This is a genomic window from Erysipelothrix sp. HDW6B, assembly GCF_011301115.1.
GTDB classification, from domain to species: Bacteria; Bacillota_I; Bacilli_A; order Erysipelotrichales; family Erysipelotrichaceae; genus Erysipelothrix; species Erysipelothrix anatis.
Genome location: NZ_CP049860.1, coordinates 341,745 through 366,635, shown reverse-complemented (window position 1 = coordinate 366,635; position 24,891 = coordinate 341,745). Strand labels below are relative to the sequence as shown.

Sequence of the window (24,891 nt, the reverse complement as noted above, 5' to 3'; positions counted from 1 at the left end):
GAAGACACTTACTTTTTTAGTGTTGTATTGTGGGCGTTTCTTTAGCCATTGCAATAATCACAAAGGCGATCAAGAATAATAGACCCGAAACTACAAAACTTAAAATTGGATTAATCGTATAGACAACACTCGTTACAAGTGCCCCAAAGATTTTCCCAAACATCATCAAAGCATTATACAAGCCTGCTAATTGATTTCCTTCGGTTGCATTTTGTTTCTTCGATAAAACTGCATTCTGCAGTGCTGGAATCATGACTGTATAGGACCCGAACCATAGTAATGAAACACCAACAAATCCTGATTCTGTTGGTAACCACGCTACAATCGCAGCTAGCGTCGCCATCCCAATGAAGAGATTGCGTAAGAACACGCGACCAAAAACTTGTTTCCGTCGGATTAAAATAATATTAAGGACCACCGCAAACAATCCCGTAATAAATTTGATAATCCCGTTTTGACTTGGTGCAAAATTAAAAATATCTTTTATATAATAATTAAAACTTTGATCAAACAATGTTGATCCAATCGATGTAATAAAAACCGTGACCAATAGTGGAATCATAAAACCAATCATTAAGTGTTTGGAGTTATTGACAATCTTGATTGGATTCGATTCTTTGAGGACATTACGGGTATCAATTTTACGTTCCTCAAACACTTCTGTCGGCACAAGAATAATGTAAACAAGAATCCCCAAAATTATATGCATAGCTGCTTGAATCATAAATGTCATTCGAACGTCAACATCTCCCAAGAATCCACCGATAAAGAATCCAAGTGCTGCACCAACACTTACAATAACGGATGATATCGTTATATAGTGAGCCTGTTCCTCAACCTTTGCATTGTTGACAATATAGCTCATAAACCCGACTTGGAACCCTCCAGCAAAGACACCACTAATCAACCGCGCAATATAAATTTCAACTTCGGTATGCGCAATACCAAAGAGGATTTGCGCTAACGCGTAACCAATTGATGAAATCGCCAGTATTTTAGACTTTTTCATACTATGAGCCATATTCGACCATATCAGCGCAAAAATAAAGTTGGTCGTACACATCGCTGCAAACGAAACACCAAATACATGTGGGGGTAGGTTTAAATCTTTTAGCAAGGATGGTGTGACGGGGTGTGCTAAGTTCATTCCCACCGTTAGTATTAAGTTTAAGACAATAAATATTGTCATTTTATGTTTTTCAATAAATCCGCGCATAAGCCCTCCATAATTAAAAGTAGGCAATTGCCTACTTTAGTTTAGATGTTTTTATGTGTTTTGTCTATTTCCATAAGTCGGATGGGTATGTTCCATCTGATTGGAATGTTTCAAATTGTTTTAGTACCATTGGCTTGTCATCTTGGTAAGTAACACCAAACCAACGATCTGGGGTGTCAAGAATACGAACTTTGAGTTTGCCTTCTTTAATTAATGCTCCAACGTCATTTGGAAGTAGCGCTTCTGATTTCATTGGATTTGCAGCCACTTCATCTTTGAGGAATGCTTCGAATTTGCCTTCCATCATTTCAAAGATAGCTGGTGTAAAGCCCCAGAAGTTCATAGATACTTGTGTTCCATCTGCAATAAGATGTTGATCGTCACCACCAACAACTCCCGCTTCAGTACGACGAATTCCATCAACTTCGACGATATCTGTTAGGTATCCACCTTCGTTTTGGCATACACCACGTGTTACTGTTCCATTATCGGTAATTGTATTGTCCACGATGTAACCCATCATGGATGCGTTTGTATCTGTAACTTCTTCGTTGAGGAAACGCGCCATTTCAACAAATGCGTGTTTACCATAGTAGTCATCAGCATTGATAATGACAAACGGTGTATTCACGGTATTACGTGCTGCAAGGAGCGCATGTGTTGTTCCCCATGGTTTTTCACGGCCTTCAACACCTCCAAACCATTCTGGAACATCCGTAATGTTTTGGAATGCATATTCAACTTCGATATGTGGGCGTACTTTCGATACGAGAACTTCTTCAAAAATATCTTTGTGTTCTTCTCGAATGATTAGTACTAATTTTTTGAATCCTGCTTGGATTGCATCGTAGATTGAGAAATCAATGATAGCTTCACCACTTGCACCAAATTTATCAATTTGCTTTAACCCACCGTAACGGCTTCCCATTCCGGCTGCTAGAATTACTAAAGTTAGATCTTTCATAGTATCCTCCTATTGTCTTGTTCATTGTATCATAGTTCAACTTTTGATTCTTATAGTATTTTGTTTTTGACTCATGAATCATTGTCTTTTCGGTCAATCACGAAACTTCATTTTTTTGTTTAATTCTCATCTTGCTTTTTATTGTTAATTTGAGTATCATTGAAATGCACATGCCGCCATAGTTCAATGGTAAAATAGAGCAATGGTAATGCTCAGTTCCGAGTTCGATTCTCGGTGGCGGCACCATATAGAAATTAACCCACTATTTAGTGGGTTTTTTAATGATTTTATTGACTTGGGGATACAGTGGGTATACATCTTTTACTATTCTGCATTTTTTCAACTTCAATGGTTCAATATACTAAAGACACGATTTCTCGTGTCTTTAGTATATTGAACCTTGGTGCTCATCAAGTTAGCTTCGCAAATTAACTAAAAGATTTATTTTCGAACTATGTCATTTAGTAGTTTATATTCGATGCCGGTGATACAAATAACAGCAATTGCTATATAATGAGGAATCATCCCTTTTAAGTTGGCTAAAAATAGTAGCCAAATTATTGATGAATTCCCTACTAGTATGAGTATTTCAAGCACAATCAATTTACTTTTCATTACTTCGAACTACTCCAATGAATAGTTGTTGATTCTGTTGTTGTGACATGTGCATTCCCACTTGACCCATTTCTTGAACGAACAGTACGACCATTCCAACCTAATACCGTTCGACTTGAACCTTGACTACTTCTACTTAGACGAATTTCAACAGGATTTCCATTAGTGGATAAATTGGCAATTTGACTATAAAAGTGTGCATCTAAGACATCTACCACCGCCAGCGCAACTGAGATAACTGGTCCATATTTGGGGATTGCAGAAAACGCAAGGTCAAATAAATATTTTAAGGCAGTTTCTGATCCAGATGATTGGTTTTGAGCAACATATTTATTTGCCAGTGATGCGGTTAAGTATAAAGTTGTAACTTGTTGACCATACCCCCTTGTTTTGACTTCCCAATATGTCGTTGCTGAATACTTCCCTGAAGGAAGAGAAACATATGTTTCAGTTATCGCTCTTTTACTTCGCTGTTTCGTTATCAAATTTGACTCGTCTAATGAAGCTATGTTTATCGTATAATCTGATTTCATGTTCTTTTTATAAATCACGTACTGTTCTAAAATCATTATTATTTCATCACTATCAAGTTCTTCATACAATCGCTCACTGTTTGGAGTAAAAACTGTATTTACTAATAACTCCATATCATCATCAGTTATATTACGCGACCCTTCCGCATTAACTGGCACAACTACAACCATAAACATCAAAAGAGATAAAACGGAAACACTAAACATCTTAAATAATTTATTCATTTTCATTTTCTCCTTCTACCTTTCGGTTTATAGGAAAAACGTAACATATGTGTTATTTGTGAAATAGTATACTTGATTAAAATGTTGTATTTGATGTCTAAAACGCAAAAAAAACAAGAACAAAAATGCTTGCACATAAATTATATCATAAAGAAATCGTATCCCACCCCCTGAGATACGATTCTTTTCAAATGACCCCCACCGATCATTTGAGTTGTGCTACCCCTGCCATATATAAATAATACGCACTGTATAGTGCGTTTTTTATTGTTTTCATTTATTTAAAACCGTACAAATGCTATTTTCACTACATCACTAAACCAGAAAAATTAATAAGAAAAACTCGGATAAGGAAATAATCAGAAAATCATCATCACTCCGAAAATCTATTTCAACAGATAAAAGACATGATTTAACATGTCTTTTATCTTACAATCTCTACAAAGAACAATCCCTCAGAGAAGTAAATCTTCTTCTGTTTGCCATCAATCGTTGCGAGGTACATTTCGCATGTGTATCCAGTTTGGCTCTTCACGAAAGATCTAGATTCAAATTCAGTTATCTCAAAGCGCTTATCACCCCAGTACATAGCGAGCAAGTGTATTTTGCCGCTTGCATTATATATTAACTCTACATCTACATTTACGCGTTTGTAATAGCCTTCCATATGTTATACATTAATGACGATGAATCAATGGTTGTTAAACTAATCCATAATCTGTATGTAGAAGATGATATGTCTATACTAAAAGTTGTCGAGTACTTAAGAATTAATGGATATATGAATGGAAAACTAAATTGGAATGTACATAGTGTTCGTCGAATTCTAGAGAATACAGTGTACATAGGAATGGATTATAGAAAAGACTTGGATAAAACATTCTATAAAATAGCCCCACCTTTGGTTAGTGTAGAATTAAGAGAGAAAGCTATTAAGCTATTAGGTACAAGAAAACGCAATAGTAAGAAATCAACTAAACACCTCTATTATCAAAAAGTACGATGTTTTGATTGTGACAATATTTGTATTAACGATAAATCATCAAAAGGATGTCGCTACTACCTATGCTCAAAGTGTTTAAAAAGATATAGTGAAATAAAACTTGATGATGAATTAGGCTTTGAGATTACAACAGAAATATTAGTGAGAACCAACAAAACTCTTTCGGAAGAAGCTAAAAAAGAATTTAAGAAAATTCAGCAAAAAGAAAAAATAGTTCAAGAATTGTACGAAGAAGAACAAATCAGTAAGAATGCATATAGAATTGAAAAGAAGTTCATTAGCCAATCTCGTAGGCTGTATCTCCAAGAGTTAGCATCTAAATCAAATCTGCCTATAGACTGGTTTCATTTGTCGATCGTTCAAAAAAAGAAGCACATCAAAAAAGTCGTAATCGAAGTGTCTGTAAATATGAGAAAAAGTATGTTATAGATACTGAATATAAGTAATAATGTCTTCGAATTGTTCAAGCGACGAATATTTTTTATTGGATAACAAGTTTATCGGAAAATGAAAGCGTTTACTTCTTTCTTGAAATTGATATAATGACAGTAATATAGCCATAGAAAGGAATACAAATATTTAAAAACTGAATAAGGATTTCTTTTTCAAATCAAGGAGGTATAACCAATGAAAAAGATTTTGAAATTAGTTAGTGTATCAATTTTATCTTGTATGATGGCATTGTGTTTGATAGTTCCTGTAAGTGCTGAAGAACAACCAGGATTATATGAAGTCACAATAGCAGATATAAAAGAAGAGTTATCAAATGAAGAAATTATTCAAGAATTAATAAATTACACCACCGAAATAAAATACGAATTGTCGATAACGTCTGATTTTGAAAAGAAAATTCAACTTACGCAAATGATTGAATCTTTATCAGAATTATTAAACTATGTAGAAGTTCCAGAAGAAGATAAAACAATCGAAAGTGGATTTCGACGTTCTTCGCAGTATGACGATGAAATACAACAGCAAGGATATGCTACAGGAAAATCAAATGCCGCTTTAATAATTGCTTATTTTAAAAACAAGGGGTATAATTTGTCAGCTGAATTATTAACATATGCTACTGTCAATAAATCAAAAAATAATACTTACTATCCAACGAATGGTTCAAAAGTACGAAGTTCAGATTTTTTTAATAATTTAGTTTCTACAAAAAACCACAGTGGGTCGTCATCATTTACAGGATCAAACTCAAATATGGATTTGTATTATGCAATCCATCGTTTTAATTATACGTACACCGCATCAAATAAATTATTAGTAATATCTGATTATTATGATTTTGCATACGAGGATAATTATGGAGGATTAGCAGGGGTGGCAGTTCGAGCTATGTATAATGCTCAATATTATGGAGCAATTGTTCCATACAACGTAAGAATTCAACAATATAAATAAGAAATAATTTAATATGAAAAAATCATTTATAAAACTTACAGCATTTTTTTTACTTTTATCACTTTCTGCATGTAACCAAAGCAATGAAACAATGCGATTTAATCAGTGGAATTTACTTAAGCCTACTTCAGAGTTATTATATAGCTATTCTGATAAAGAACGAGGCATACATGGTGATGGTGTTGACTGCTATGTTTATAGACTATCTCCAGAGTATAAAGAGTATGTTACTGATTTTTTAAAAGACAGCGATATTAGTATAACTAACCCAAAATCTATATTAAGTTTTCCTAGTGATATAAGTGAAGAAATATTTAAAATTAAAAATACTGAGATAATCGAGTATTTAAATACTTTGGACAATTTATATTTAGCATTAGTTCCTAATAAAAATGACAAATTGTTAATTATTGTTGATGAGAGCAATGAAAGAATTAGTTTTGTTTTTTCCTTTTATTAAACAGATGACAAGCCACTTTATTACAAATGGTGCTTGTCATCGCTATGAAATAGTGCCATAATTATAATGCAAAGTTCAATTACTTAAGCGTATTTGAACAGAAACTAATCAAGACCCTTTACACAATCGGCACAAAGTTCGATTATGTTAATAGGGGTGCCACCATTCAAAGAAAAGCAACTTCTGATTTTAGCTAAATCAGAAGTTTTTTAATGATATTGCTTCAGTAATTCGAAAAAATAATGAATTAGATTTTTACTTTTCAGATAATCTCGTTCATAAATGTCGCAAACAACTCAGTATAAAATCAGAAGCTAAACATTATCAATATAAGAAACTAGGCGATAGATTTAGGGCATAGATAATTGTATAACGTCTATTTCTTATACATAGGGGAAAGGAATAAACACACTTTTCCATATAACAACCAGTAAAAATAGAATTATAGGAATGAGTTTTCGATATGTTTTGTTTGATTTCCTCTCTTTTGATTGACCTCTTATGTCTATTAATAAGATTAGAAAAATAATCATAAATGATGCAATATCTACATCTATTGATTTGTATTTAAAGAGTATTCCGAAGAGTAGATTTACAATTACAATTGCATAAGAGGATCCTGTGAGATTTTTGAAATCAGTCATTAATAGTATACTCACGTGTAAGAGTTGTACCATAAACCCAAACAGAATAATCAGCATTTCGATAGACATCGATTTTAGCCTTTAATCTTGTTACGCCGTCAACTCTTGATTGAGTTCTCGTGATGGTATAGTACAAATCAGTCCCGTACGAAACTCTTTGATATACTGCAGCTGAAAAACCTAATAGTGCTGGTATTGGATTACCAAATGTTAGAAGACTAGCGGCCATTCCAGCAGCCATTGAATATACCGATGACCCGTTGTAACTACCATAACTGATGGTAGTTCTTTTCGGATAGTCATATCTGTCTCTTTTTATTCTTTTGAAGTCTGTTCCAAACAACTCCATATTTATTAGATCCATCTCCGTTTGAGTTATAAAGACTATTTCTGTAGTCTCAACTGTGGCATCAGCTCTTATGATATCTTCATCCGCGCTCACAGGTATTGCTATTCCTATTATCAATAATGTGGATAGAATGGAAATACATAACAATTTAAGTAGTTTACTCATTTTCATTTTCTCCTTCAACCTTTCGGTTTATGAGAAAAATATATCACAGGTCTTTTTTATGAATACACGGTATCTGTTTGAGTGGTATAACATACGTTTTTAAGTGGTATAACTTACGCATCAGATGCATTTTTTAAAGACATAAGATACGTAATTCATGCCATTATTCCGATGTATGTTTCACCATGATGTATAATACGCAAATACAAAGGGGAACATTATGAAATCAAAATATACTATTGTTATCGGACTTTTATCCGTGATCATTTTACTTTTAATTATCGTGATAATGGGGTCGGGAATCTACATTTTCAAAATTTTGCCAGAACACAACGTAACAGAGTCTCACATTCAGACACCACTGCAAACAAACTCCGGTAAGCCAAGTGATTCTAACACTATTACCCCTACACCTGACACCACCGCATCTGCATCACCTGATGCAACAAGCCTAACTATTGACACAGTTGATGCATACCTACATGACTATGCAAATTATCGATACACATATAAACAACAACATGGTTACATCAATGATTTTTCAATGACAGAAATCGGTGCAAGTCAAAGTGCCAATAAAGTAGGTAAAGTTTTTCAGGTTACTTATGACCGATACGGACACAAAAAACAAGAATTCTATTTTGTCGGAATTGATTTCCAACAAAACGCACGCCAACTCATCATTTCTGATTTGGTTGACGAGAGCGGCGACACTTTGAAAGACCTCGTTGAAGATGTACAAGATGAGGGATTTATCATCGTATTAAACCAATAGTACTTCACACTACATCATAAATTGTGGATAATTTTGTAATCGCTACAAATGTTCATTTCCGTTCATTTTTGTTTAGTCTTAAGCAAGTTCGAACAATCTCATGCTGTACGATTGCGACCAATTAAACAAACTCCACCATTTATTCTTATTTACTTTATAAAAGAAACCGCATTCATATCTTTACTCATGGGATAAAGTGTGATAATATTTAAAAAGAATATGACCAAAACATTCAATAATACTTTACGCTATTATTACATGCTTCATATTTTAGAGGGAGGTATTATTCTATGGAATCAGGAAAAGTAAAATTCTTTAACGCAGAAAAAGGCTTCGGCTTTATCATCGTTGACGGATCAAACGAAGAAGTATTCGTACATTTTTCTGCAATCGTTTCAGAAGGTTACAAAACATTAAACGAAGGCCAAGCAGTATCATTTGATATTGTTGAAGGTCAACGTGGTAAACAAGCTGACAACGTACGCGGTTTATAAGAACTGAATACAACAAAAGGAGCCTCGGCTCCTTTTTTATTTATCTTTGAATCAAGCGACGCTTGATTCTTTTTAGCGATTTGTGACTTTCATCACACGTGCTTGTTGGCTTCGTGTTTGGTCATCAATCTTCAACTCAATGTATCGAATTGTTTCTTTGATATCTGGAATTGTTTTATATTCGAGAGCATTAACTCTACGGCGTGTTAATTTAATCTCTTCCGACAGCATGAAACATTTTTTCTCAAGGGATGCCAGATCTACGATTCGTTGAAGACTCTGAGCGCCCTCTTCCTGCATCGTATTAACATGGGAATTCGTTAGAAGCACCGAAGTTGTTTTGGCTGGTGCTTCCCCTTGAATCAGTTCATAATGTGGAATATCAATGCCCATAACGGATTGAAATTCCATTTTTAAACTTGGTGATGATTGATTGTTTCTTAATATCGCATTCAAAGTTTGATTACTTAATTCTAATGATGCGTAATTATATTCTTGATTCAGAACATCAAATTCATAGTCAACTTGCTTGCGAAGATTTAATGCATCTTCATAATACTCCATAAAATTACGAATCAAGGCATCCTGCTTTTGTTTCAATAAGCGGTGTCCTTTTTCTGCAATCAACAAGCGTCGTTGTAGATTTTTAAGTTCCATCCGTGTTGGGTTAACTTTTAAACGAGCCATATCAATCCACTTTCTTATAGTATTTATCAAGATAGACATCACGAACACGTTTTAACTCAACTTTGGGTAATATCGAAAGCAAATTCCACCCCAGGTCTAATGACGCTTCTATGCTTCGATTTGTATAAAATCCTTGACCAATAAACTCACGCTCAAAACGACGTGCAAACTCTAGGTATTTTCGGTCAGTTTTCGAGAGCGACCCTTCTCCAAGAATTGCTGCCAACTCTGCCGTTTCCTTACCACGTGCATAGGAAGCAAAGAGTTGATTCATTACATCAGCATGATCTTCACGGGTTTTACCTGTACCAATTCCTTTATCTTTGAGACGGCTCAAGCTCGGTAAAACATCAACGGGTGGTGTAATATCTTGTTGATTTAAATCACGAGACATAATGATTTGTCCTTCAGTGATGTATCCCGTCAAATCGGGAATTGGATGCGTCTTATCGTCTTCAGGCATTGATAAGATTGGAATCATTGTAATGGATCCATTTCTATTTTTTAGTTTACCTGCACGTTCATAGAGGGTTGCAAGATCGGTATACATATAACCTGGATACCCTCGACGTCCTGGAATTTCACGTCGCGATGCTGAAATCTCGCGTAACGATTCTGCATAGTAGTTCATATCACTCATGACTAAAACGACATGCATATCTTTTTCAAATGCGAGATACTCTGCTGTGGTAATCGCCATGCGTGGTGCAAGAATTCGTTCTATTGCTGGATCATTCGCAAGGTTCACAAACATAACTGTTCGATCAATTGCTCCAGTTCTTTGGAATTCATCTTCAAAGAAACGTGACTCTTCAAAGGAAATTCCCATCGCACAGAAAACAACTGCAAAATCAACATCGTCATCTAAGACTTGGGCTTGACGTACGATTTGAGCTGCAAGTTCGTTGTGTGGCAAACCTGATCCAGAAAAAATCGGCAATTTTTGTCCAACAACCAGGGTATTAAGCACATCAATTGATGAAATACCTGTTTGAAGAAATTGGTTGGGATATTCGCGAAGTAACGGATTCATGACACGTCCATTTACGTCTCGCTCCGCATCACCAAGTAACAGTGGTCCATTGTCACGAATCACCCCTTTTCCATCAAAAACGCGACCTAACATCGTTTCCGATACTTTCAGACTCATTGGTTTCCCTTGGAAGTGAACCCGTGTTTCGTCTGGACGAATTCCCATACTTGATTCATACAGCTGAATAATTGCTTTGTCATCCTCTATTTCAAGAACACGTCCAATTCGACGGTCGTGTTTATCGATGATGATTTCCACATGTTCATCAAACTGCACATTTTCAACATTTTCAACAACGAGAAGCGGACCAACCACTTCGTTAATGTTCTTATAACCCTTCATGATTGTCCCCTTCCTTTAATGTCATAAATTCTTTTTCTGCTGCGTCTAATATTTTTAAAAGTTCTGGTGTTTTGTCACTTGGTTGATATTTCATACGTGAAATATCGTAGAGTATCTCCATATTTGTAATATCTCCAATTAGAATATGATCATGAATGAGATATTCTTTTGCAAGGGCATAGAATCCTAAAATGACAACCATCATATTGGCTTGCTTTTCATAGGAAGTATACGTATCTTCTTCTTGGAAGGCATTTTGTTGTAAGTAGTCTTCGCGTATCATGCGTGCTATTTCCAATTTTAAGATGTCTTGGTCTGATAGCGTATCTTTTCCTACGAGTTGTACAATTTCTAACAGTTGTTGCTCATCCTTAAGAATCGACAAGGCTTCTTGACGATTTTTTACAAAATGCTTATGTACATTTTGTTTCAAAAACCGTTCTGTAGGTTTTTGGTATAGCGAGTAACTTTCAAGCCAATCGATAGCGGGAAAGTGACGCATGTGAGCGAGTGATGCGTCTAAGGCCCAGAATACCTTAACAATTCGAAGTGTAGCTTGTGTTACCGGTTCTGACAAATCTCCGCCAGCCGGGGATACAGCTCCAATCATTGTCACAGATCCTTGTTGTTTGTTTAATGTTTGGACCATACCCGCACGTTCGTAAACATCAGCCAACCGTGAACTTAAGTATGCAGGATACCCTTCATCTCCTGGCATTTCTTCTAATCGTCCACTCATTTCTCGAAGGGCCTCTGCCCACCGAGATGTTGAATCAGCCATGAGCGACACATCGTAGCCCATATCGCGGAAGTACTCAGCGATCGTCATTCCTGTATAGATTGATGCTTCTCGTGCCGCTACGGGCATATTCGAGGTGTTTGCAATAAGAATTGTTTTATTCATAAGGGGTTCTTTAGTACGGGGATCTTCAAGTTGTGGAAATTCATTCAAAACATCTGTAATTTCATTCCCACGTTCGCCACATCCAATATAAACAACCATGTCCGAGTTGGACCATTTCGCAAGCTGGTGTTGAACAACTGTTTTTCCAGACCCAAAGGGCCCTGGAACACAAGCGGTTCCACCTTTAGCTACAGGAAAGAACGTATCAATAATTCGTTGTCCTGTAATCAACGGTTCATTTGGCATTTCTTTTTGCAAGTAGGGACGCGATTTTCGAATGGGCCAATAGGACATCATCACAATGTCATGATTTCCTTCTTCATTTTTAATGACAACTACGGGTTCTGTAACATCCTTCATTCCTGGGTAGACATGGATGACTTCACCCTTTAATCCGTGAGGAACCATAATACGATGTTCAATGCCATTCTCCATGACATGTCCGACAATCTCGCCTTCAGTTACAAAATCAGCGATGGCAACCCTTGGGATGAAGTCCCATTTTTTTGCTTTATCGATAGCATCATAATGAAGGCCACGGGCAAGAAATTCTCCAACATTATTGGCATACGTTTCAAGATTTCGTCCCACCCCATCTAAAATTTGCGACAAGATACCTGGTCCTAAAACGATACTGAGTGGACGATGTGTTGAAACAACTGGCTCACCAATTTTGATGCCTGATGTTTCCTCATACACTTGGATAGATGCTTTATTGCCGCGTATTTCTATTATTTCACCGAGTAAATTCTTATCTGATACATAAACGGTGTCGTACAAGCGCGCACTTGGGATATCTTTCGCGACCACTAAGGGTCCTGATACTTTGGTTATTGTTCCATAATTCAAACTAATTCCTCCTAAACTTTAAGCGTTCCAATCGCTTGTTCAATTGATTCGTGGAGCCGCTTCTGTGCTTCTTTATGGGACCCAACGCCATCCGATAACATCACGATGGTTAAAAGTGGGTCGGTATTATAATTGTTAATAGTTTCTTTGTGGTCGCGATAAATCGTTTCGTCCACAAGGATAAGTTCTTTTTGGTTTTGTTTCAGTTCGCGTAGTAATGGTGCTATTGATTCATGACGTTTAACGCGATACACTGCGATGCCCATACTCTCAAGTAGCGCGTGACCATCGTCATAGGAAAGATAGAGTATATTATGCATCATATCTCCTTATATATTTTTCAATCGGCGTATCTAAGTACGGACGTTTTAGATAAATCTTAAGATTGTTGAGGCGCAACATATACTGAATTGCCAGTACAAATGTTGCATCTTCAGTCGTTAGATCTCTAAGCATATCATCAAAGAAATGAAATACCGTCTCATCAAAATATCGCATGATGTTATTGATTGTTACAGCACGCATCGTCGTGTGATAGGGACTGTGACTCAATAAATGATTCACATCAGCATACCGTTGGTATGCTTCCGCTGGAATTAAGCCAACTGCACTTGTATCAATTTCCTGCTTTTGCATATGTCGAAGTATATTCGCATAATCAAGTAACATTGCAGCGTAGCGATTGGCAGTTTTAAGGTGAAACGATTGTTGGCATACCTCACGCAACATGTAGTCAAGTTGCTGATCAACCTTTTTTGATGTCTCGAGATCATAGGTTAGTGTAATCAGTTGGATATACTGTGCATCAATTCCGTGACGGACAAGCATACTTTTAAGATCCGAAACATGCTCATTGATAATCGCATCGGCAGCATACATATTGAGTCCTTCTTGACCTGATGCGCGTTGAATTTCTTTATTCAAGGATGCGATTTCGCGATTCAGGAGCACATTAAGCATTGAAACACTAGCATTCATGATGGTCACCAAACAAAATTTGATATATTTTTGTCGTGAATAATTCCCGATTCATTTCAAAATATTGTTTGTACTCTACATTCACATCATAGTTATCGTAATTGAGTACAAAACCATTTTGAATGGATGAATCACAGACAACTTGGTATCCTTGGCCAAATGTTTCCAAACACACTTGATAATGCGCTTCGCAGATCAAAATACGAGGTTTTTTCGTTTCGTCTTTGCTCAAAGCATTATTCATCAAGAGCATTGTTTGTTCTGGGCTTAAGGCTTCAAATGTCGCAATCACATCATCATAAATTCGTGACACAAATTCATGTTTGAGATTCTCAACCCGCTCATGCTCATGTTTCTCGATATTTCGAAATGTTCGTTTCTCAAGTTGCTTGGCTTCCGCTTCAATTTTTTTAAGTCGAAGTGATTGGCGTTCATTACCTTCTTGAATCATCTGATCATAGAGTTTTTGACCTGCTTTATGAGCCTGTTCTACCGTTTCTTGAAATGATGCATCTGCAGATTTTTGAATCGATGCTAAGATCAATTCAAATCCTGTTTGAGTCATTAGAACGTCACCGTACTTAAGATAATAATTGATGATACAAATGCTAACAATGCGTAAGTTTCAACCATAACTGCATAAATGATATTCTTTGTCATTTCATTTTCGTTACGCGCTAGCAGATGAACACCTGATACGGCAACACGAGCTTGTGCAAGTGCGGTAGGCCCACCAACAATAATCATTGGCAAACATGCCATAAAGATGTATAAGCCTTCTTGTAAGCCCATCCCGACGTGCAGACGGCTTAACGTCATGATTGCAATAACAAAGCCATACAAACCTTGCGAAGCAGGCATCATTTGAAGTAAAAGACTCTTACCAAATTTCTCTGGCTCATCAACAATTAAACCGGTTGTTGCTTCACCAACCATACCGACTCCTTTTCCACTATTGTATCCTGGAATTGCAACGACAAGCCCCATTCCTAAGACCGCAAATATGAGGCCTCCGTATTCCATAAAATATTGCATGAATGACATATTAATACTCCTTTTCTAATTTAATGTATGTTGGTTCTTCAATAAAGTTTTTAAAAGGTTTTCCCCCACCAATGAAGAATTTACCGAAGAATTCGACGTATGTAAGTCGTGCTGAGTGAACATACGAACTCAAGCCACTTATTAATAAGTTAAAGGTATGGCCAAAGATAAAGATGATGACTCCGGCAATAACACCGATAATGCCCATGCCACTGACCATATCAACCATCATGTTGAAAGCAACACCAATTGATGCGCCCGCTAATCCTAATGCCATTAAACGAGAGTAGGAAACAACATCACCCAGGTAATTGGTAAGGCCATATAAACTGTAGAGTCCTCCGGCAGCTTTACCTCCAAGAGATTTTGCATTACGCCCATTTGTGAGGACAATACCAACCATCCCGATGAGCATCGCAATTTGGGCATATCCCATATAAGCCACATAAGCATCGGTAAAGAGTTGCGTCACAAAAATACCCACACCTGAAAGTGTCAAGTACCAAAAAATGACATCGTATAAAATGTAACGTTTTTTATAATCACGGTAATAGATATACCCTTTTACCCCTAATCCTACGAATAAATGAACAACGCCAAACATAAGCGCCATAATCAACACACGATTGTATTCACTGTTTATATCAATAACTGGTGTCAGTGGAATTAAACCACCAAAAAACGAGCCATACATAAGACCCCAAAACATAGTCGGTGCACTTACGTACAGCAAGAGGCGAACCATATTTTCCACACTTGGTTTAAGTGTTATTTTTTTGAGTACAATTGATAAAATTATTGCCATTACCAAACCATAACCAGCATCAGCCAGCATCATTCCGAAGAAAAATGCATAGAACGGTGCCAAAATCGGTGTTGGGTCTAATTCATTATATTGTGGTTGAGAGTACATGTTCGTAATCGGTTCGAATGCTCGAGCAAACCGTTTATTTCTCAATTTAATGGGGACCTCACGCGAATGAATCGGAGCCGCTTCGAGACTTAAGTCATAAGCCCCTTGCGTTGCCGCATCAATCATGGTTCGAAAGACACCTTCGTCATCTGTCTCTACCCAACCCCGAATTAGTGTAACGTGAGATGATGTTTGAAATTTCAATTTTTCAGTTTCGCGAAGTGCCTCATTTCGTAGCGCTTCATAATGTGCTTGGAGAATTTCCATATAGAGACTTACCTGTGTTAAAATCTCATATTCATTCTCCCGTTTATCTAAAATATCTTGAAGTGTATTTTTCATCTTCTGGACAATATCTTGGATATGAAGTGATGTGGATGATCGATATTCCATATCATATTTTTCTGTAATAATTGATACTCTTTCAAAGTTCTCAGATGATGGAATGATAACAAAGACACCATAGTGGTCACCTTTTTCAAATTTATGCATATAATACAACGAATCAATCGGGTTTAATTCATCAAGGATTGCAGATACGTTCTCCGCTGGAACATTACCAATAATCGGTTTTTGTTGAATTAAACTACGGATTTCTTGTGTTGTTAGTGATCCTTTACGAATCGGACTGTGATGGATAAATTGCTTAAAAGTTTTCTTATCGTGTTCATTAAATTCCAAGAATAAGTCAGTAATCGCACCCAAACTGTGTTCCTCAATGACAGCATTGAGTTCACTCAATGACATTGATTGGATGCCAAGTTGGTTCATACGATCCTTCTTCTTATTTTTCTTATCAAGTTCTTTGATTTTTTTTAATACAGTTTGAATATGTTCTTGTTTTTCAAGATTTCGGTCGAAATCATAGGTTGAGTTATAGTGTGAGAAACCTTCGTAGACTTCTGGGTTTTCTGCAAACATCACTGTTTGAAATTTTTGCATTTCGCTCATTATATGATCGACATTTTCCGAATTTACAAAGAGTTTGTATTCACTCATTTTAACAATCGCCAAACTCAAACACCTCCTCAATGATTGAATTTAATGCAACGTCTTTTTTGGCTTCATAATATGCCGTAATCTGTGCTTCTGATTCTTGCGACTTTGCATGAAGCACCTGACCTCGAACCTTGGCATTGTGAACTGCTTGAGCATTGCGTTGCTTTTGCACCTCAGTTTGCACTTTCTGTTGCTTGGCACAGTCTTCTTGTGCCTTGTGCCTGTAGTCACTCACAATATCGTCATAAACCTGGGATAGGCTTTCGATCGTGTCTTGATATGACTTTTCGACAGTCTTTATCGCTTCTATTTTTTTATTCAATAATCTTCACCCTCTCTTATGAAAAACTGGTCAATACCTCGGCACTGCGTTCATACAACGCATTATGTGGTATCGCTAGTGACTGCTCGACAAGATCAGTAATTTCCCGTTTACTGATTGGGTATACTTTGGTTAACCCATAGATTCCTTCAAGCGTTACAACGAACATAAGTTTTGGATGTTGAATTTGAAAGTATCCTTGAGCCTGACCTTCTTCAATAATTTGCTCGACAATCTTTTCCGCAAACTTAAGATAACGTTCATGAAATGATGTAATTAAATAAGCATCTTCTTGGTTTGGATGGATTGGTCTTAGCCCGTAGTATGGATGAATTTCATAGAAAGTATCGAGTAGAATCAAAATTTTATCTAAAACGTCGTGTCCATGATTGGATAAGCGTTGACTCAAAATGGATACCTGTTCTTCACACAGACTATCGACTACTGCATCTAGAATTTCATCTTTGGATTTAAAGTAGTAGTACAACAAACCTTTGGCCACACCAACTGCTTTCGCAATTTGTGTAATCGATGTTTTGTCCACACCATACTCTGTAAAAAGCTCATAGGCTTTTGCTACGATTTCTTTCTTTCTTACTTCCGGTAATTTATGTTCTGCCATAGTTTCACTCCAATTTTCTAGATTATATTTCAATATTGACCATTAGTCAATTAAGACAATTGTATCATATTTCAAAGATTCCAAGGACCATTCTTTAAAATATCATCTAATCTTTTGAGTGCAGCGAGCGTTCTTAGATGTCTTGTTTAAGGGACGATATTATATTTCAGCGATGATCTCTATGCTCCTTTTTGCGGAAATCTTAACAGACCCTTAACCTTCCAAATATCACGGAAACACCACAATCATTTCACGTCATTTTCATATTGGAATTGCTTTTTTTTGAATCGAATGAAAAAAAAAAGAAAAAAAAAAACAGACCGGAGTCTGCTTTTTCTTATTTGAATTCTTTAACTTCGTTTGTAATTCGCATTTTCGACATTGTATTTGTTTCTTTATCGAATGTGAATGAGATACCCGCATTATATTCACCGTACTCTAAAACTGTACGGTAACTTGATCTATCATCAATAATTCCTTTACCATATGCTGCTTCAACCTCTTCAATTGTTGATGCTTGAGTAATACCACCTGGTAATTCAAATTTTAGTGGTGTTGTATCTTTATCATATGTAAAGTTAACAACGAATGAGTTTGAATAGTAGTTCGCATTGTTATCGTAGTTCAAGACACCCATGCGTGTTGTGTAGTTGTCGTAGCGTAGATCTACTCCAGATTTACTATCGCCAGATGCTAAGACTTCGTCATTTGAGACTAGTGTCCATGAGTTTTTAACAAATTCAGGAACTGGTGCTGGTAAATGATAAACGACATCATTTATTTTAATGGTAAAGCTATTCCACTTTTCACCCAATGCACTTGGTGTTTTATATTTAGCATGAATTGCTGGCGCGTCTTTTGAAACTTCACCATTGATTTCATTTATAACGGTATCGTCTAGTTCTGAATTAAAGACACTTATTTCGATTAAACGCATGCCTTTACCATCATAATTGATGAATACAAAACGGTAACCACTGTCTCCATATTTGTCTTTATTATATGTTAGGGATTCGTAGTCTTTGTCTTTACCTTCGTGACTTTCAGATGGTTCTCCAAATTTCGCAATAATGTCTTCTTTTTTCGATTCAAAACTTAACCCACCAGAAAGTTGGACATTGGCTATTTTGTCGTCCGATTGATAGGCTCCTTCCATCGTTAAACTAAAGATGTATCCTTCTTTAGCTGTGATAACACTGTTACTTGGATTTATAACCCTTGCAGATACCTGTAGATCATCTTTTTTGAACGTAATCAGTTCTCTACGATCTGGTTTGATTTGGATTGACGTATCATCAATTGGTTTCCAACCTAAGGCCTCAAAATCTGAGAACTTCATTGGTAATTCAATCTTCTCACCTTCAAGTGCAAAGACCAATTCATATTTGTCTTCTGGCAACTCTACCTTTTTCGATTTACCAGATGTTGTACATCCTGATACAACACCTAAAACTAAAAGTAGTACCAGAAATTTTCGCAGCGTGTGCTTCATATTATTTCCCCCCGAGTTTCACAAGCCTTTTAAATAGTATCTGTTTTGCTTGATATACATAGTTTATCAAGGAATTTCACACATATCGCACACACATTCCTAACTCACCACTACATTCTTCATTACCGCGATACATTGGAAACACTTCGCGAGTTTTTAGCTTAGGCTTGTACAATACCTGCTTTTACTCACAATTATTCGCATGAGCACATCCCATCCCGATTTCTTGAGAGTGTGCTATTCTTGGTTTTAGAGGAGGTCTACCCATGAACAAAACATTTCGAAACATAAGCATCGTGATTGTAGGCATTGTTTTAATCGTTACAGTGATCATGTATGCACAACGACATACATCACCCAAAAAACCACAAGGAGAACCAACTATGATTGATGTATCAACCGAAACACTCGTAAAAAGCATTACCGATTCTGACCTTACAACTTTACAGTCAATCCTGAACACAGGAACCTACGAAATCAATGCCACGAACTCTAAGCAAGAACCCCTTATCCTTATCGCAACTCACAACAATAATATAGAGATTGCGCAACTGTTAATCGATAACGGGGCCAATGTTAACCTTCAAGATACAATTCAAGACTCAGCGTACCTCTATGCTGGTGCACAAGGACGGACTGAAATTTTGGATTATATGTTACAGCATGCTGATATCGATTTTTCCGTAGTTAACCGATATGGCGGCAACACACTCATTCCTGCAGCTGAGAAAGGTCATATTGATACCGTACGCTTGCTGGTCGCAAATCCGAACATTGATATCAACTTTCAAAATAATTTTGGCTACACGGCACTTATTGAGGCCGTAGCACTTACCGATGGAAGCAAAACTTATCAAGATATCGTCCAAATACTCGTTGACAACGGTGCAGATACCAACATCCGCGATAAAAGCGGCAAAACAGCCCTTGACTATGCCCAAGAGCGTCAGTTTGATGCGATGATAGCAATCCTCCAATAAATATAAAAAAAGATATCTGATGGCCCAGATATCTTTTTTTTGTATACATTAACCGGTATACCGGTATCATTATAGTTTTATTGCAGTTTCTTCTTCATTGAAAGGCGTTACCCCATATCCGGTAACAAAACTATTATAGTTTTTTTCTTTATGATTCGGTTCAATATGTTACGAACACCTTATTTGATGTTACAAACGTAAAAAAAAAGTGGTAAATTACCACTTTCCTTCTTTCAACTCTTGATAGACACGTGAGATTGGGAGTCCCATTATGGTGTAATAATCACCGACAATAGACTCAACAAACAATGCCGCATGTCCTTGGATACTATAGCTACCAGCTTTATCCATTGGATCTTTAGTTGCTACGTAATTCTTAATTTCTTCGTCACTCAATTCAAAAAACGTTACTGTTGCTTTGACTGAGAAGACACGTTCAAGGTTGCTTGAAATCAACGCTACGCCAGTAATGACTTCATGCGTACGACCTGATAATGATCGTAACATGCTACATGCGTCTTCTTCATCTTTAGGTTTACCCAGTACTTTTCCATCCAACACGACAACTGTATCAGAACCCAGGACAATATTATCCTGTGAACCTTCGAATACTGATTTGGCTTTACGGTGGGCCAAATCTTCGATTTGTTGTTCAATCGAAAGTACTGTGTTTAAGACTTCATTTGATGTTGGTGATTCAACACTAAATGGTATTCCTAAAAATGTAACCAATTCGCGACGACGTGGGGATTGGCTCGCTAAAACTAATTTCTTATGCATAAACTTCCTCTTTCCAAATAGTATTATAAACTATTTGTTCCGAATATACACATGTTTCACGTTAGTATCTGGAATTCGTCGTTCTTCAATTTCGAATGCATTCATCGATTTAACGAGTGGTGTTAACTGATGAAAGCCAAAACTACGTGGGTCAAAGTCTGGTTGCTTTTTGATGATATGGTTTCCTAAATCACCCATAAAGACATATCCATTATCGTCAGCGAGGTCATTGACCGATTCTGCAATAAGATCGTACAGTTTTTGATCCGCGGTTTGTTGTCCATTTACAGATGGACGTACAGCTGGCACATCTTTCTCAATATTTTCTATATAGACAAATTTATCACACGACGCAATAAATGCAGTCGGTGTCTTTTGCTCACCCATACCGATGACATATTTGCCTGACTCACGCAAACGAACTGCAAGACGCGTGAAGTCTGAATCGCTCGACACAAGACAGAAGCGCTCCACATTTCCTTCATAGAGTATATCCATAGCATCAATAATTAGCGCCGAGTCTGTTGCATTTTTACCTGTTGTATAGGAGTACTGTTGAATCGGTGTAATAGCATGTGATAGCAAATGGCTTTTCCATCCTGATGCAGTTTGACGGGTCCAGTCTCCATAAATTCTTTTAATGGTTGGTGTTCCATAACGTGCGACTTCGCGCAAGACACCACCAATGTTACTATACGGGATATTATCGGCATCGATTAATACCGCAATTCGTTTATCATTTTTTGTTTGCATAGGTTCTACCTCTCTATTTTAAAGATAACGCCATGTTCTGTATTGATTGCGGATACATGGTAACCATAATTCGATGTAACTTTGTGGACAATTGATAAGCCCAAACCAAATTGCCCACCTTCGCCCATTTCATAAGCTTTGAACAACTGTTCAATTTTTCCTTCAGCTATGTGACTTCCATCATTATATACAGAAATCATGTGATCATCGGTTTCAATAACTATTTCTGTTTGTGCGTACCGTAACGCATTATCTAATAAGTTTTCAATCACGACACGCCATGGCTCTTCGGATCCATAGATTAAGCTATTGTCTCCAACAACTACAATACTGACATCTTGGCGCAACTGATTCGATGATACAATTACTTGCTCGATAATTTCCTTTACTTCAAATTCGTGATTCTGATCAATTTGTTCAGACGTTAAATAATCCATTCGGTTTAAAGTTAGTAGATTGTAGACTTTTTTCTCCAAACGATCAGCATGTTCAATAATAACATCGACACTCTTTTCCAGTGTTTCATAAGGATAAACACCATCTTTGATTGCTTCTCCATATGATTTAATGGTTGCGATTGGTGTTTTTAAATCATGAGAAATGTTTTGAATCATCTCTTCTTTAACTTTCTCTTGATGTCGGATAACATCATTCATTTCAACCAAAACTTCTGCTAACTGGCCAATTTCATCCTCACGGTTTATAACCAGTGTTGCATCTTCATTCCGTTTTACTTTTTCAATATAGTTTCGAATTACATTGAGGGGGTGAATAATCGACGATACCCAAATTAAGAGAGTCATAAATACCAATGCAATTAATACCATTAAGATATTAACAACACTATTCAACATCATGTCTTTAAATGCATCATTATAGTCGCGAGATATAATGGTCGCAATTGATGCATTTTTTGAAGGGATATTGGTTATTGTATACAATCTTGAATCGGAGTAAATATAATTTACTGAGTCACCATATTGATTATTATCCATTTGGATCTCGATTTGTCTGAGAAGACGCTTATCGAGGGTTTCCATACCATTGGACAAATACTTCCCATCTGGAGTGCTAATAATATGTATCATATTTGGATTGGGAGCGCCAAATAAGTACGGGTCTTCGATATCATTTGTATAATTGTAAATGACATCTTGTTGTTTGAGTTTAATAACATCATAAATCTGATAATCAACGAGAACATCCATGTTCTTCGAAATAGTTCCAAAGATAAAGAATAAAAAGAAAGTCATCGTCAAAACAACAATCAATACTAATTGCTGCGTCAACGATAACTTTCTTATGTACTGCCCGAATTTTTTCACTATCCGAGTCGGTATCCAAAGCCATAAATTGTTTGGATATTAAGATCTGGCATCTTCTTGCGAAGACGGCGGAGTGTATCATCAACAACACGATCTGATCCGAAATAGTTGGTTTCCCACACATGGACAAGAATTTGTTCACGTGTAAAGGCAACACCTCTATTTTTGACAAACAGCATGAGGAGATCGAACTCCTTGGTTGTTAATTCTAATTCATAGTTATCTTTGGATGCTTTTCGTTGTTTTTCATCGATGACATAGCCGTCAACTTCGGTTTGAATATCTTGGCTATAGACACGTTTGATTATATTATTAACTCTTAAAACAAGTTCTTTTGGGGAGAATGGTTTTGTGATATAGTCATCACTTCCTTTTTCAAGCCCAATAATGCGGTCAAACTCTTTATCTCTTGCTGACATGAAAATGACGGGGGTGGATGGATCATGAGATTTTACAAGCTCAATGAGATCATAACCACTCTTGTCATCCAACATAATATCTAATATCCAGAGATGGACATCATCATCTTGCGCATGAATGCGCGCTTCTTCATAGGTAAAATATGAGCGCACTTCGTATCCAGCATTTTCTAAGTAGCTTTTTACAAGTTCATTCAAATCTTTTTCATCTTCAACAATGTTAATAACATGTTTCATAGGATCACCTCTATTGAATAGTTTTGATTACATTCATCATATCATTCACGTAATGATTACACAATTCGTTTGTTTCTGCTTCAACCATTACACGAATCAGTTGTTCAGTTCCGGATGGGCGTACTAAGATACGGCCTGCATCACCAAGTTCATTTGTAATACGTTCAATTGCTGATTGGACATCAGGATGATTCATAATAACATTTTTATCTTCAATTTTTAGGTTTTCAAGGAGTTGTGGGAATTGGACAAAGTCTTTACCAAGGGTTCCTAATGATTGTTGTGCTTTTGCGACAACTTCTGCAATAACAAGAGCGGTTAAAACACCATCACCAGTTGTTGCATAATCTTTAAGGATGATGTGTCCTGATTGTTCGCCACCGAGCTTATAGTCATTTTTAACCATTTCTGCAAAGACGTTCTTATCTCCAACATCAGTCGTGATAATGTTAAGTCCAATCTTTTCACAGCACTTCATAAAGCCAAGGTTAGCCATGACTGTTGAGACCACTGTATCCTCTTTAAGCATCCCTTTATCACGAAGGTATTGACCCAAAATAAAGAGAATTTCATCACCATCGACAAGTTTACCGTGCTCATTAACTGCTAAACAGCGGTCAGCATCTCCATCGAATGCAAATCCCATATCAGCGTTCAGTTCTTTGACTTTTTCGATGAGAGATTCTGGATGTGTTGAACCGCAGTTAGTATTGATATTAATACCATCTGGATTTCCATGCATCACTGTAACATTTGCACCTAATTCTTTGAACGCACGTTCTGCTGATGATGTTGCAGACCCATTCGCAAGATCAAGTACAATATTTAATCCATCAAAGCGTGCGTCAATAAGGCCTTCAGCGTAGCTCAAGTATTTTTCAAGACCTTCATGGTACTCAATAACTTGGCCAATCTCTGCACCTGTCGCGACATCAATAGCGATTTCACCATCAATGTAGGATTCGATTTCTAGCTCTAACTCGTTTGGAATTTTCATACCATTCGATGCGAAAACCTTGAGACCATTGTCATTAAATGGGTTATGGCTTGCGGAAATCATGACACCACCTTCAAAATCACCCTTGCTGACTGTATAGGCTAATGCAGGAGTTGCACATACACCTAACATGTATACATGAGCCCCAGTTGAAGTTGCTCCAGCTGCGATGGCACTTGCAAACATGGTGGAGGACAAGCGTGTGTCTTGTCCAACAACAATGTTTTTTCCTTTATGAAGGTGTCCGAGATATGCTCCGACTTTCATCGCGATCGCGACATCGAGTTTCTCATTCGCATTACCACGAATTCCATCTGTTCCAAAATATTTTCCCATTTTAATCTCCTTCATTTATGACCTAAGCA

The 24,891-nt window shown here is 36.8% G+C and carries 26 protein-coding genes and 1 tRNA gene; 7 read left to right on the top strand and 20 right to left on the bottom strand.

Translation table 11 applies throughout. From position 1 onward, the window contains the following. Nucleotides 1-16 precede the first annotated feature (16 nt). Entirely contained in the window at nucleotides 17-1,216 is a 1,200-nt protein-coding gene (locus G7061_RS01705; protein WP_166118206.1) for an MFS transporter, read from the bottom strand. Nucleotides 1,217-1,280: 64 nt separating this feature from the next. After that, a complete protein-coding gene (locus G7061_RS01700; RefSeq protein ID WP_159639711.1) occupies nucleotides 1,281-2,180 on the bottom strand; it encodes a sugar phosphate nucleotidyltransferase in 900 nt (299 codons plus the stop codon). Nucleotides 2,181-2,352: 172 nt separating this feature from the next. Here G7061_RS01700 and G7061_RS01695 point away from each other — a divergent pair. Then, nucleotides 2,353-2,426: transfer RNA gene (locus G7061_RS01695), tRNA-Thr, on the top strand. A 368-nt stretch (nucleotides 2,427-2,794) separates the two neighbouring features. On the opposite strand, the gene G7061_RS01690 is transcribed toward G7061_RS01695, so the two are convergent. Continuing rightward, complete coding sequence (locus G7061_RS01690; RefSeq protein ID WP_159639712.1) at nucleotides 2,795-3,553, bottom strand: hypothetical protein; 759 nt, start codon at nucleotides 3,551-3,553, stop codon at nucleotides 2,795-2,797. A gap of 694 nt (nucleotides 3,554-4,247) precedes the next feature. On the opposite strand from G7061_RS01690, the gene G7061_RS01685 reads away from it, so the two are divergent. The 3 genes from G7061_RS01685 to G7061_RS01675 all read left to right on the top strand — a co-directional run bounded on the left by G7061_RS01685 (nucleotide 4,248) and on the right by G7061_RS01675 (nucleotide 6,423). Beyond that, nucleotides 4,248-4,985: a recombinase family protein gene (locus G7061_RS01685; protein ID WP_166118203.1), complete on the top strand. Its 738-nt coding sequence runs from the start codon at nucleotides 4,248-4,250 to the stop codon at nucleotides 4,983-4,985. Between the two features lie 198 nt (nucleotides 4,986-5,183). Then, entirely contained in the window at nucleotides 5,184-5,963 is a 780-nt protein-coding gene (locus tag G7061_RS01680) for a hypothetical protein (protein WP_159639715.1), read from the top strand. Between the two features lie 13 nt (nucleotides 5,964-5,976). Next, on the top strand, nucleotides 5,977-6,423 hold the full coding sequence (locus G7061_RS01675) for a hypothetical protein (RefSeq protein ID WP_166118200.1): 447 nt from the start codon (nucleotides 5,977-5,979) through the stop codon (nucleotides 6,421-6,423). A gap of 636 nt (nucleotides 6,424-7,059) precedes the next feature. Here G7061_RS01675 and G7061_RS01670 read toward each other — a convergent pair. Then, nucleotides 7,060-7,581, bottom strand: coding sequence for a hypothetical protein (locus G7061_RS01670; RefSeq protein WP_159647031.1), 522 nt, complete (start codon nucleotides 7,579-7,581; stop codon nucleotides 7,060-7,062). A 220-nt stretch (nucleotides 7,582-7,801) separates the two neighbouring features. Between G7061_RS01670 and G7061_RS01665 the strand changes: the two genes are divergently transcribed. After that, nucleotides 7,802-8,356, top strand: a complete 555-nt coding sequence (locus G7061_RS01665; RefSeq protein WP_166118197.1) for a hypothetical protein — start codon at nucleotides 7,802-7,804, stop codon at nucleotides 8,354-8,356. Between the two features lie 290 nt (nucleotides 8,357-8,646). After that, the gene (locus G7061_RS01660; protein ID WP_159634380.1) at nucleotides 8,647-8,850 is read left to right on the top strand and encodes a cold-shock protein; all 204 of its coding nucleotides are present in this window, start codon (nucleotides 8,647-8,649) and stop codon (nucleotides 8,848-8,850) included. 72 nt (nucleotides 8,851-8,922) lie between these two features. Here G7061_RS01660 and G7061_RS01655 read toward each other — a convergent pair whose 3' ends face one another. The 11 genes from G7061_RS01655 to G7061_RS01605 form a co-directional block, all read right to left on the bottom strand. Continuing rightward, nucleotides 8,923-9,537, bottom strand: a complete 615-nt coding sequence (locus tag G7061_RS01655) for a V-type ATP synthase subunit D (RefSeq protein ID WP_166118194.1) — start codon at nucleotides 9,535-9,537, stop codon at nucleotides 8,923-8,925. Nucleotide 9,538: 1 nt separating this feature from the next. Then, a complete protein-coding gene (locus G7061_RS01650) occupies nucleotides 9,539-10,912 on the bottom strand; it encodes a V-type ATP synthase subunit B (protein ID WP_255466695.1) in 1,374 nt (457 codons plus the stop codon). Continuing rightward, nucleotides 10,899-12,665, bottom strand: a complete 1,767-nt coding sequence (locus tag G7061_RS01645; protein ID WP_159639720.1) for a V-type ATP synthase subunit A — start codon at nucleotides 12,663-12,665, stop codon at nucleotides 10,899-10,901. Before G7061_RS01645 ends, G7061_RS01650 begins: the two co-directional genes overlap by 14 nt. 11 nt (nucleotides 12,666-12,676) lie before the next feature. Next, complete coding sequence (locus tag G7061_RS01640) at nucleotides 12,677-12,988, bottom strand: V-type ATP synthase subunit F (protein WP_166082677.1); 312 nt, start codon at nucleotides 12,986-12,988, stop codon at nucleotides 12,677-12,679. Further along, entirely contained in the window at nucleotides 12,978-13,643 is a 666-nt protein-coding gene (locus tag G7061_RS01635; RefSeq protein ID WP_166118191.1) for a hypothetical protein, read from the bottom strand. Before G7061_RS01635 ends, G7061_RS01640 begins: the two co-directional genes overlap by 11 nt. Beyond that, nucleotides 13,633-14,208, bottom strand: coding sequence for a hypothetical protein (locus G7061_RS01630; protein WP_159647019.1), 576 nt, complete (start codon nucleotides 14,206-14,208; stop codon nucleotides 13,633-13,635). Before G7061_RS01630 ends, G7061_RS01635 begins: the two co-directional genes overlap by 11 nt. Then, nucleotides 14,208-14,687: a V-type ATP synthase subunit K gene (locus G7061_RS01625; protein WP_159634392.1), complete on the bottom strand. Its 480-nt coding sequence runs from the start codon at nucleotides 14,685-14,687 to the stop codon at nucleotides 14,208-14,210. Before G7061_RS01625 ends, G7061_RS01630 begins: the two co-directional genes overlap by 1 nt. 1 nt (nucleotide 14,688) lies before the next feature. Then, on the bottom strand, nucleotides 14,689-16,614 hold the full coding sequence (locus G7061_RS01620; protein WP_166118188.1) for a V-type ATP synthase subunit I: 1,926 nt from the start codon (nucleotides 16,612-16,614) through the stop codon (nucleotides 14,689-14,691). Then, a complete protein-coding gene (locus tag G7061_RS01615) occupies nucleotides 16,601-16,921 on the bottom strand; it encodes a hypothetical protein (RefSeq protein WP_166118185.1) in 321 nt (106 codons plus the stop codon). Before G7061_RS01615 ends, G7061_RS01620 begins: the two co-directional genes overlap by 14 nt. 16 nt (nucleotides 16,922-16,937) lie before the next feature. Then, nucleotides 16,938-17,543 carry a TetR/AcrR family transcriptional regulator gene (locus tag G7061_RS01610; protein WP_159634398.1) on the bottom strand — a complete coding sequence of 202 codons (606 nt, stop codon included), beginning with the start codon at nucleotides 17,541-17,543 and terminating at the stop codon, nucleotides 16,938-16,940. A 337-nt stretch (nucleotides 17,544-17,880) separates the two neighbouring features. After that, a complete protein-coding gene (locus G7061_RS01605; RefSeq protein ID WP_166118182.1) occupies nucleotides 17,881-19,035 on the bottom strand; it encodes a hypothetical protein in 1,155 nt (384 codons plus the stop codon). Nucleotides 19,036-19,301: 266 nt separating this feature from the next. Between G7061_RS01605 and G7061_RS01600 the strand changes: the two genes are divergently transcribed. After that, complete coding sequence (locus G7061_RS01600; protein ID WP_205700103.1) at nucleotides 19,302-20,015, top strand: ankyrin repeat domain-containing protein; 714 nt, start codon at nucleotides 19,302-19,304, stop codon at nucleotides 20,013-20,015. Between the two features lie 216 nt (nucleotides 20,016-20,231). Here the strand turns inward: G7061_RS01600 and G7061_RS01595 are convergent, their stop codons facing one another. Genes G7061_RS01595 through glmM form a run of 5 tightly spaced genes read right to left on the bottom strand, consistent with a single transcriptional unit; the run spans nucleotide 20,232 to nucleotide 24,862 of the window. Further along, the gene (locus tag G7061_RS01595) at nucleotides 20,232-20,795 is read right to left on the bottom strand and encodes a nucleoside triphosphate pyrophosphatase (protein ID WP_166082671.1); all 564 of its coding nucleotides are present in this window, start codon (nucleotides 20,793-20,795) and stop codon (nucleotides 20,232-20,234) included. Nucleotides 20,796-20,825: 30 nt separating this feature from the next. Beyond that, complete coding sequence (locus G7061_RS01590) at nucleotides 20,826-21,548, bottom strand: NYN domain-containing protein (protein ID WP_159634407.1); 723 nt, start codon at nucleotides 21,546-21,548, stop codon at nucleotides 20,826-20,828. Nucleotides 21,549-21,553: 5 nt separating this feature from the next. Continuing rightward, nucleotides 21,554-22,837, bottom strand: a complete 1,284-nt coding sequence (locus G7061_RS01585; protein ID WP_236262174.1) for a cell wall metabolism sensor histidine kinase WalK — start codon at nucleotides 22,835-22,837, stop codon at nucleotides 21,554-21,556. A 35-nt stretch (nucleotides 22,838-22,872) separates the two neighbouring features. Next, entirely contained in the window at nucleotides 22,873-23,529 is a 657-nt protein-coding gene (locus G7061_RS01580; protein WP_159634410.1) for a response regulator transcription factor, read from the bottom strand. Between the two features lie 10 nt (nucleotides 23,530-23,539). Beyond that, nucleotides 23,540-24,862, bottom strand: coding sequence for a phosphoglucosamine mutase (gene glmM, locus G7061_RS01575; protein WP_159647009.1), 1,323 nt, complete (start codon nucleotides 24,860-24,862; stop codon nucleotides 23,540-23,542). Nucleotides 24,863-24,891: the final 29 nt, after the last annotated feature.

Coding starts and splice junctions, on each gene's coding strand:
- G7061_RS01705 (WP_166118206.1), bottom strand. CDS start 1,216: ATGCGCGGATTTATTGAAAAACATAAAATGACAATATTTATTGTCTTA.
- G7061_RS01700 (WP_159639711.1), bottom strand. CDS start 2,180: ATGAAAGATCTAACTTTAGTAATTCTAGCAGCCGGAATGGGAAGCCGT.
- G7061_RS01690 (WP_159639712.1), bottom strand. CDS start 3,553: ATGAATAAATTATTTAAGATGTTTAGTGTTTCCGTTTTATCTCTTTTG.
- G7061_RS01685 (WP_166118203.1), top strand. CDS start 4,248: ATGGTTGTTAAACTAATCCATAATCTGTATGTAGAAGATGATATGTCT.
- G7061_RS01680 (WP_159639715.1), top strand. CDS start 5,184: ATGAAAAAGATTTTGAAATTAGTTAGTGTATCAATTTTATCTTGTATG.
- G7061_RS01675 (WP_166118200.1), top strand. CDS start 5,977: ATGAAAAAATCATTTATAAAACTTACAGCATTTTTTTTACTTTTATCA.
- G7061_RS01670 (WP_159647031.1), bottom strand. CDS start 7,581: ATGAGTAAACTACTTAAATTGTTATGTATTTCCATTCTATCCACATTA.
- G7061_RS01665 (WP_166118197.1), top strand. CDS start 7,802: ATGAAATCAAAATATACTATTGTTATCGGACTTTTATCCGTGATCATT.
- G7061_RS01660 (WP_159634380.1), top strand. CDS start 8,647: ATGGAATCAGGAAAAGTAAAATTCTTTAACGCAGAAAAAGGCTTCGGC.
- G7061_RS01655 (WP_166118194.1), bottom strand. CDS start 9,537: ATGGCTCGTTTAAAAGTTAACCCAACACGGATGGAACTTAAAAATCTA.
- G7061_RS01650 (WP_255466695.1), bottom strand. CDS start 10,912: ATGAAGGGTTATAAGAACATTAACGAAGTGGTTGGTCCGCTTCTCGTT.
- G7061_RS01640 (WP_166082677.1), bottom strand. CDS start 12,988: ATGATGCATAATATACTCTATCTTTCCTATGACGATGGTCACGCGCTA.
- G7061_RS01635 (WP_166118191.1), bottom strand. CDS start 13,643: ATGAATGCTAGTGTTTCAATGCTTAATGTGCTCCTGAATCGCGAAATC.
- G7061_RS01630 (WP_159647019.1), bottom strand. CDS start 14,208: ATGACTCAAACAGGATTTGAATTGATCTTAGCATCGATTCAAAAATCT.
- G7061_RS01625 (WP_159634392.1), bottom strand. CDS start 14,687: ATGTCATTCATGCAATATTTTATGGAATACGGAGGCCTCATATTTGCG.
- G7061_RS01610 (WP_159634398.1), bottom strand. CDS start 17,543: ATGGCAGAACATAAATTACCGGAAGTAAGAAAGAAAGAAATCGTAGCA.
- G7061_RS01605 (WP_166118182.1), bottom strand. CDS start 19,035: ATGAAGCACACGCTGCGAAAATTTCTGGTACTACTTTTAGTTTTAGGT.
- G7061_RS01600 (WP_205700103.1), top strand. CDS start 19,302: ATGAACAAAACATTTCGAAACATAAGCATCGTGATTGTAGGCATTGTT.
- G7061_RS01595 (WP_166082671.1), bottom strand. CDS start 20,795: ATGCATAAGAAATTAGTTTTAGCGAGCCAATCCCCACGTCGTCGCGAA.
- G7061_RS01590 (WP_159634407.1), bottom strand. CDS start 21,548: ATGCAAACAAAAAATGATAAACGAATTGCGGTATTAATCGATGCCGAT.
- G7061_RS01580 (WP_159634410.1), bottom strand. CDS start 23,529: ATGAAACATGTTATTAACATTGTTGAAGATGAAAAAGATTTGAATGAA.
- glmM (WP_159647009.1), bottom strand. CDS start 24,862: ATGGGAAAATATTTTGGAACAGATGGAATTCGTGGTAATGCGAATGAG.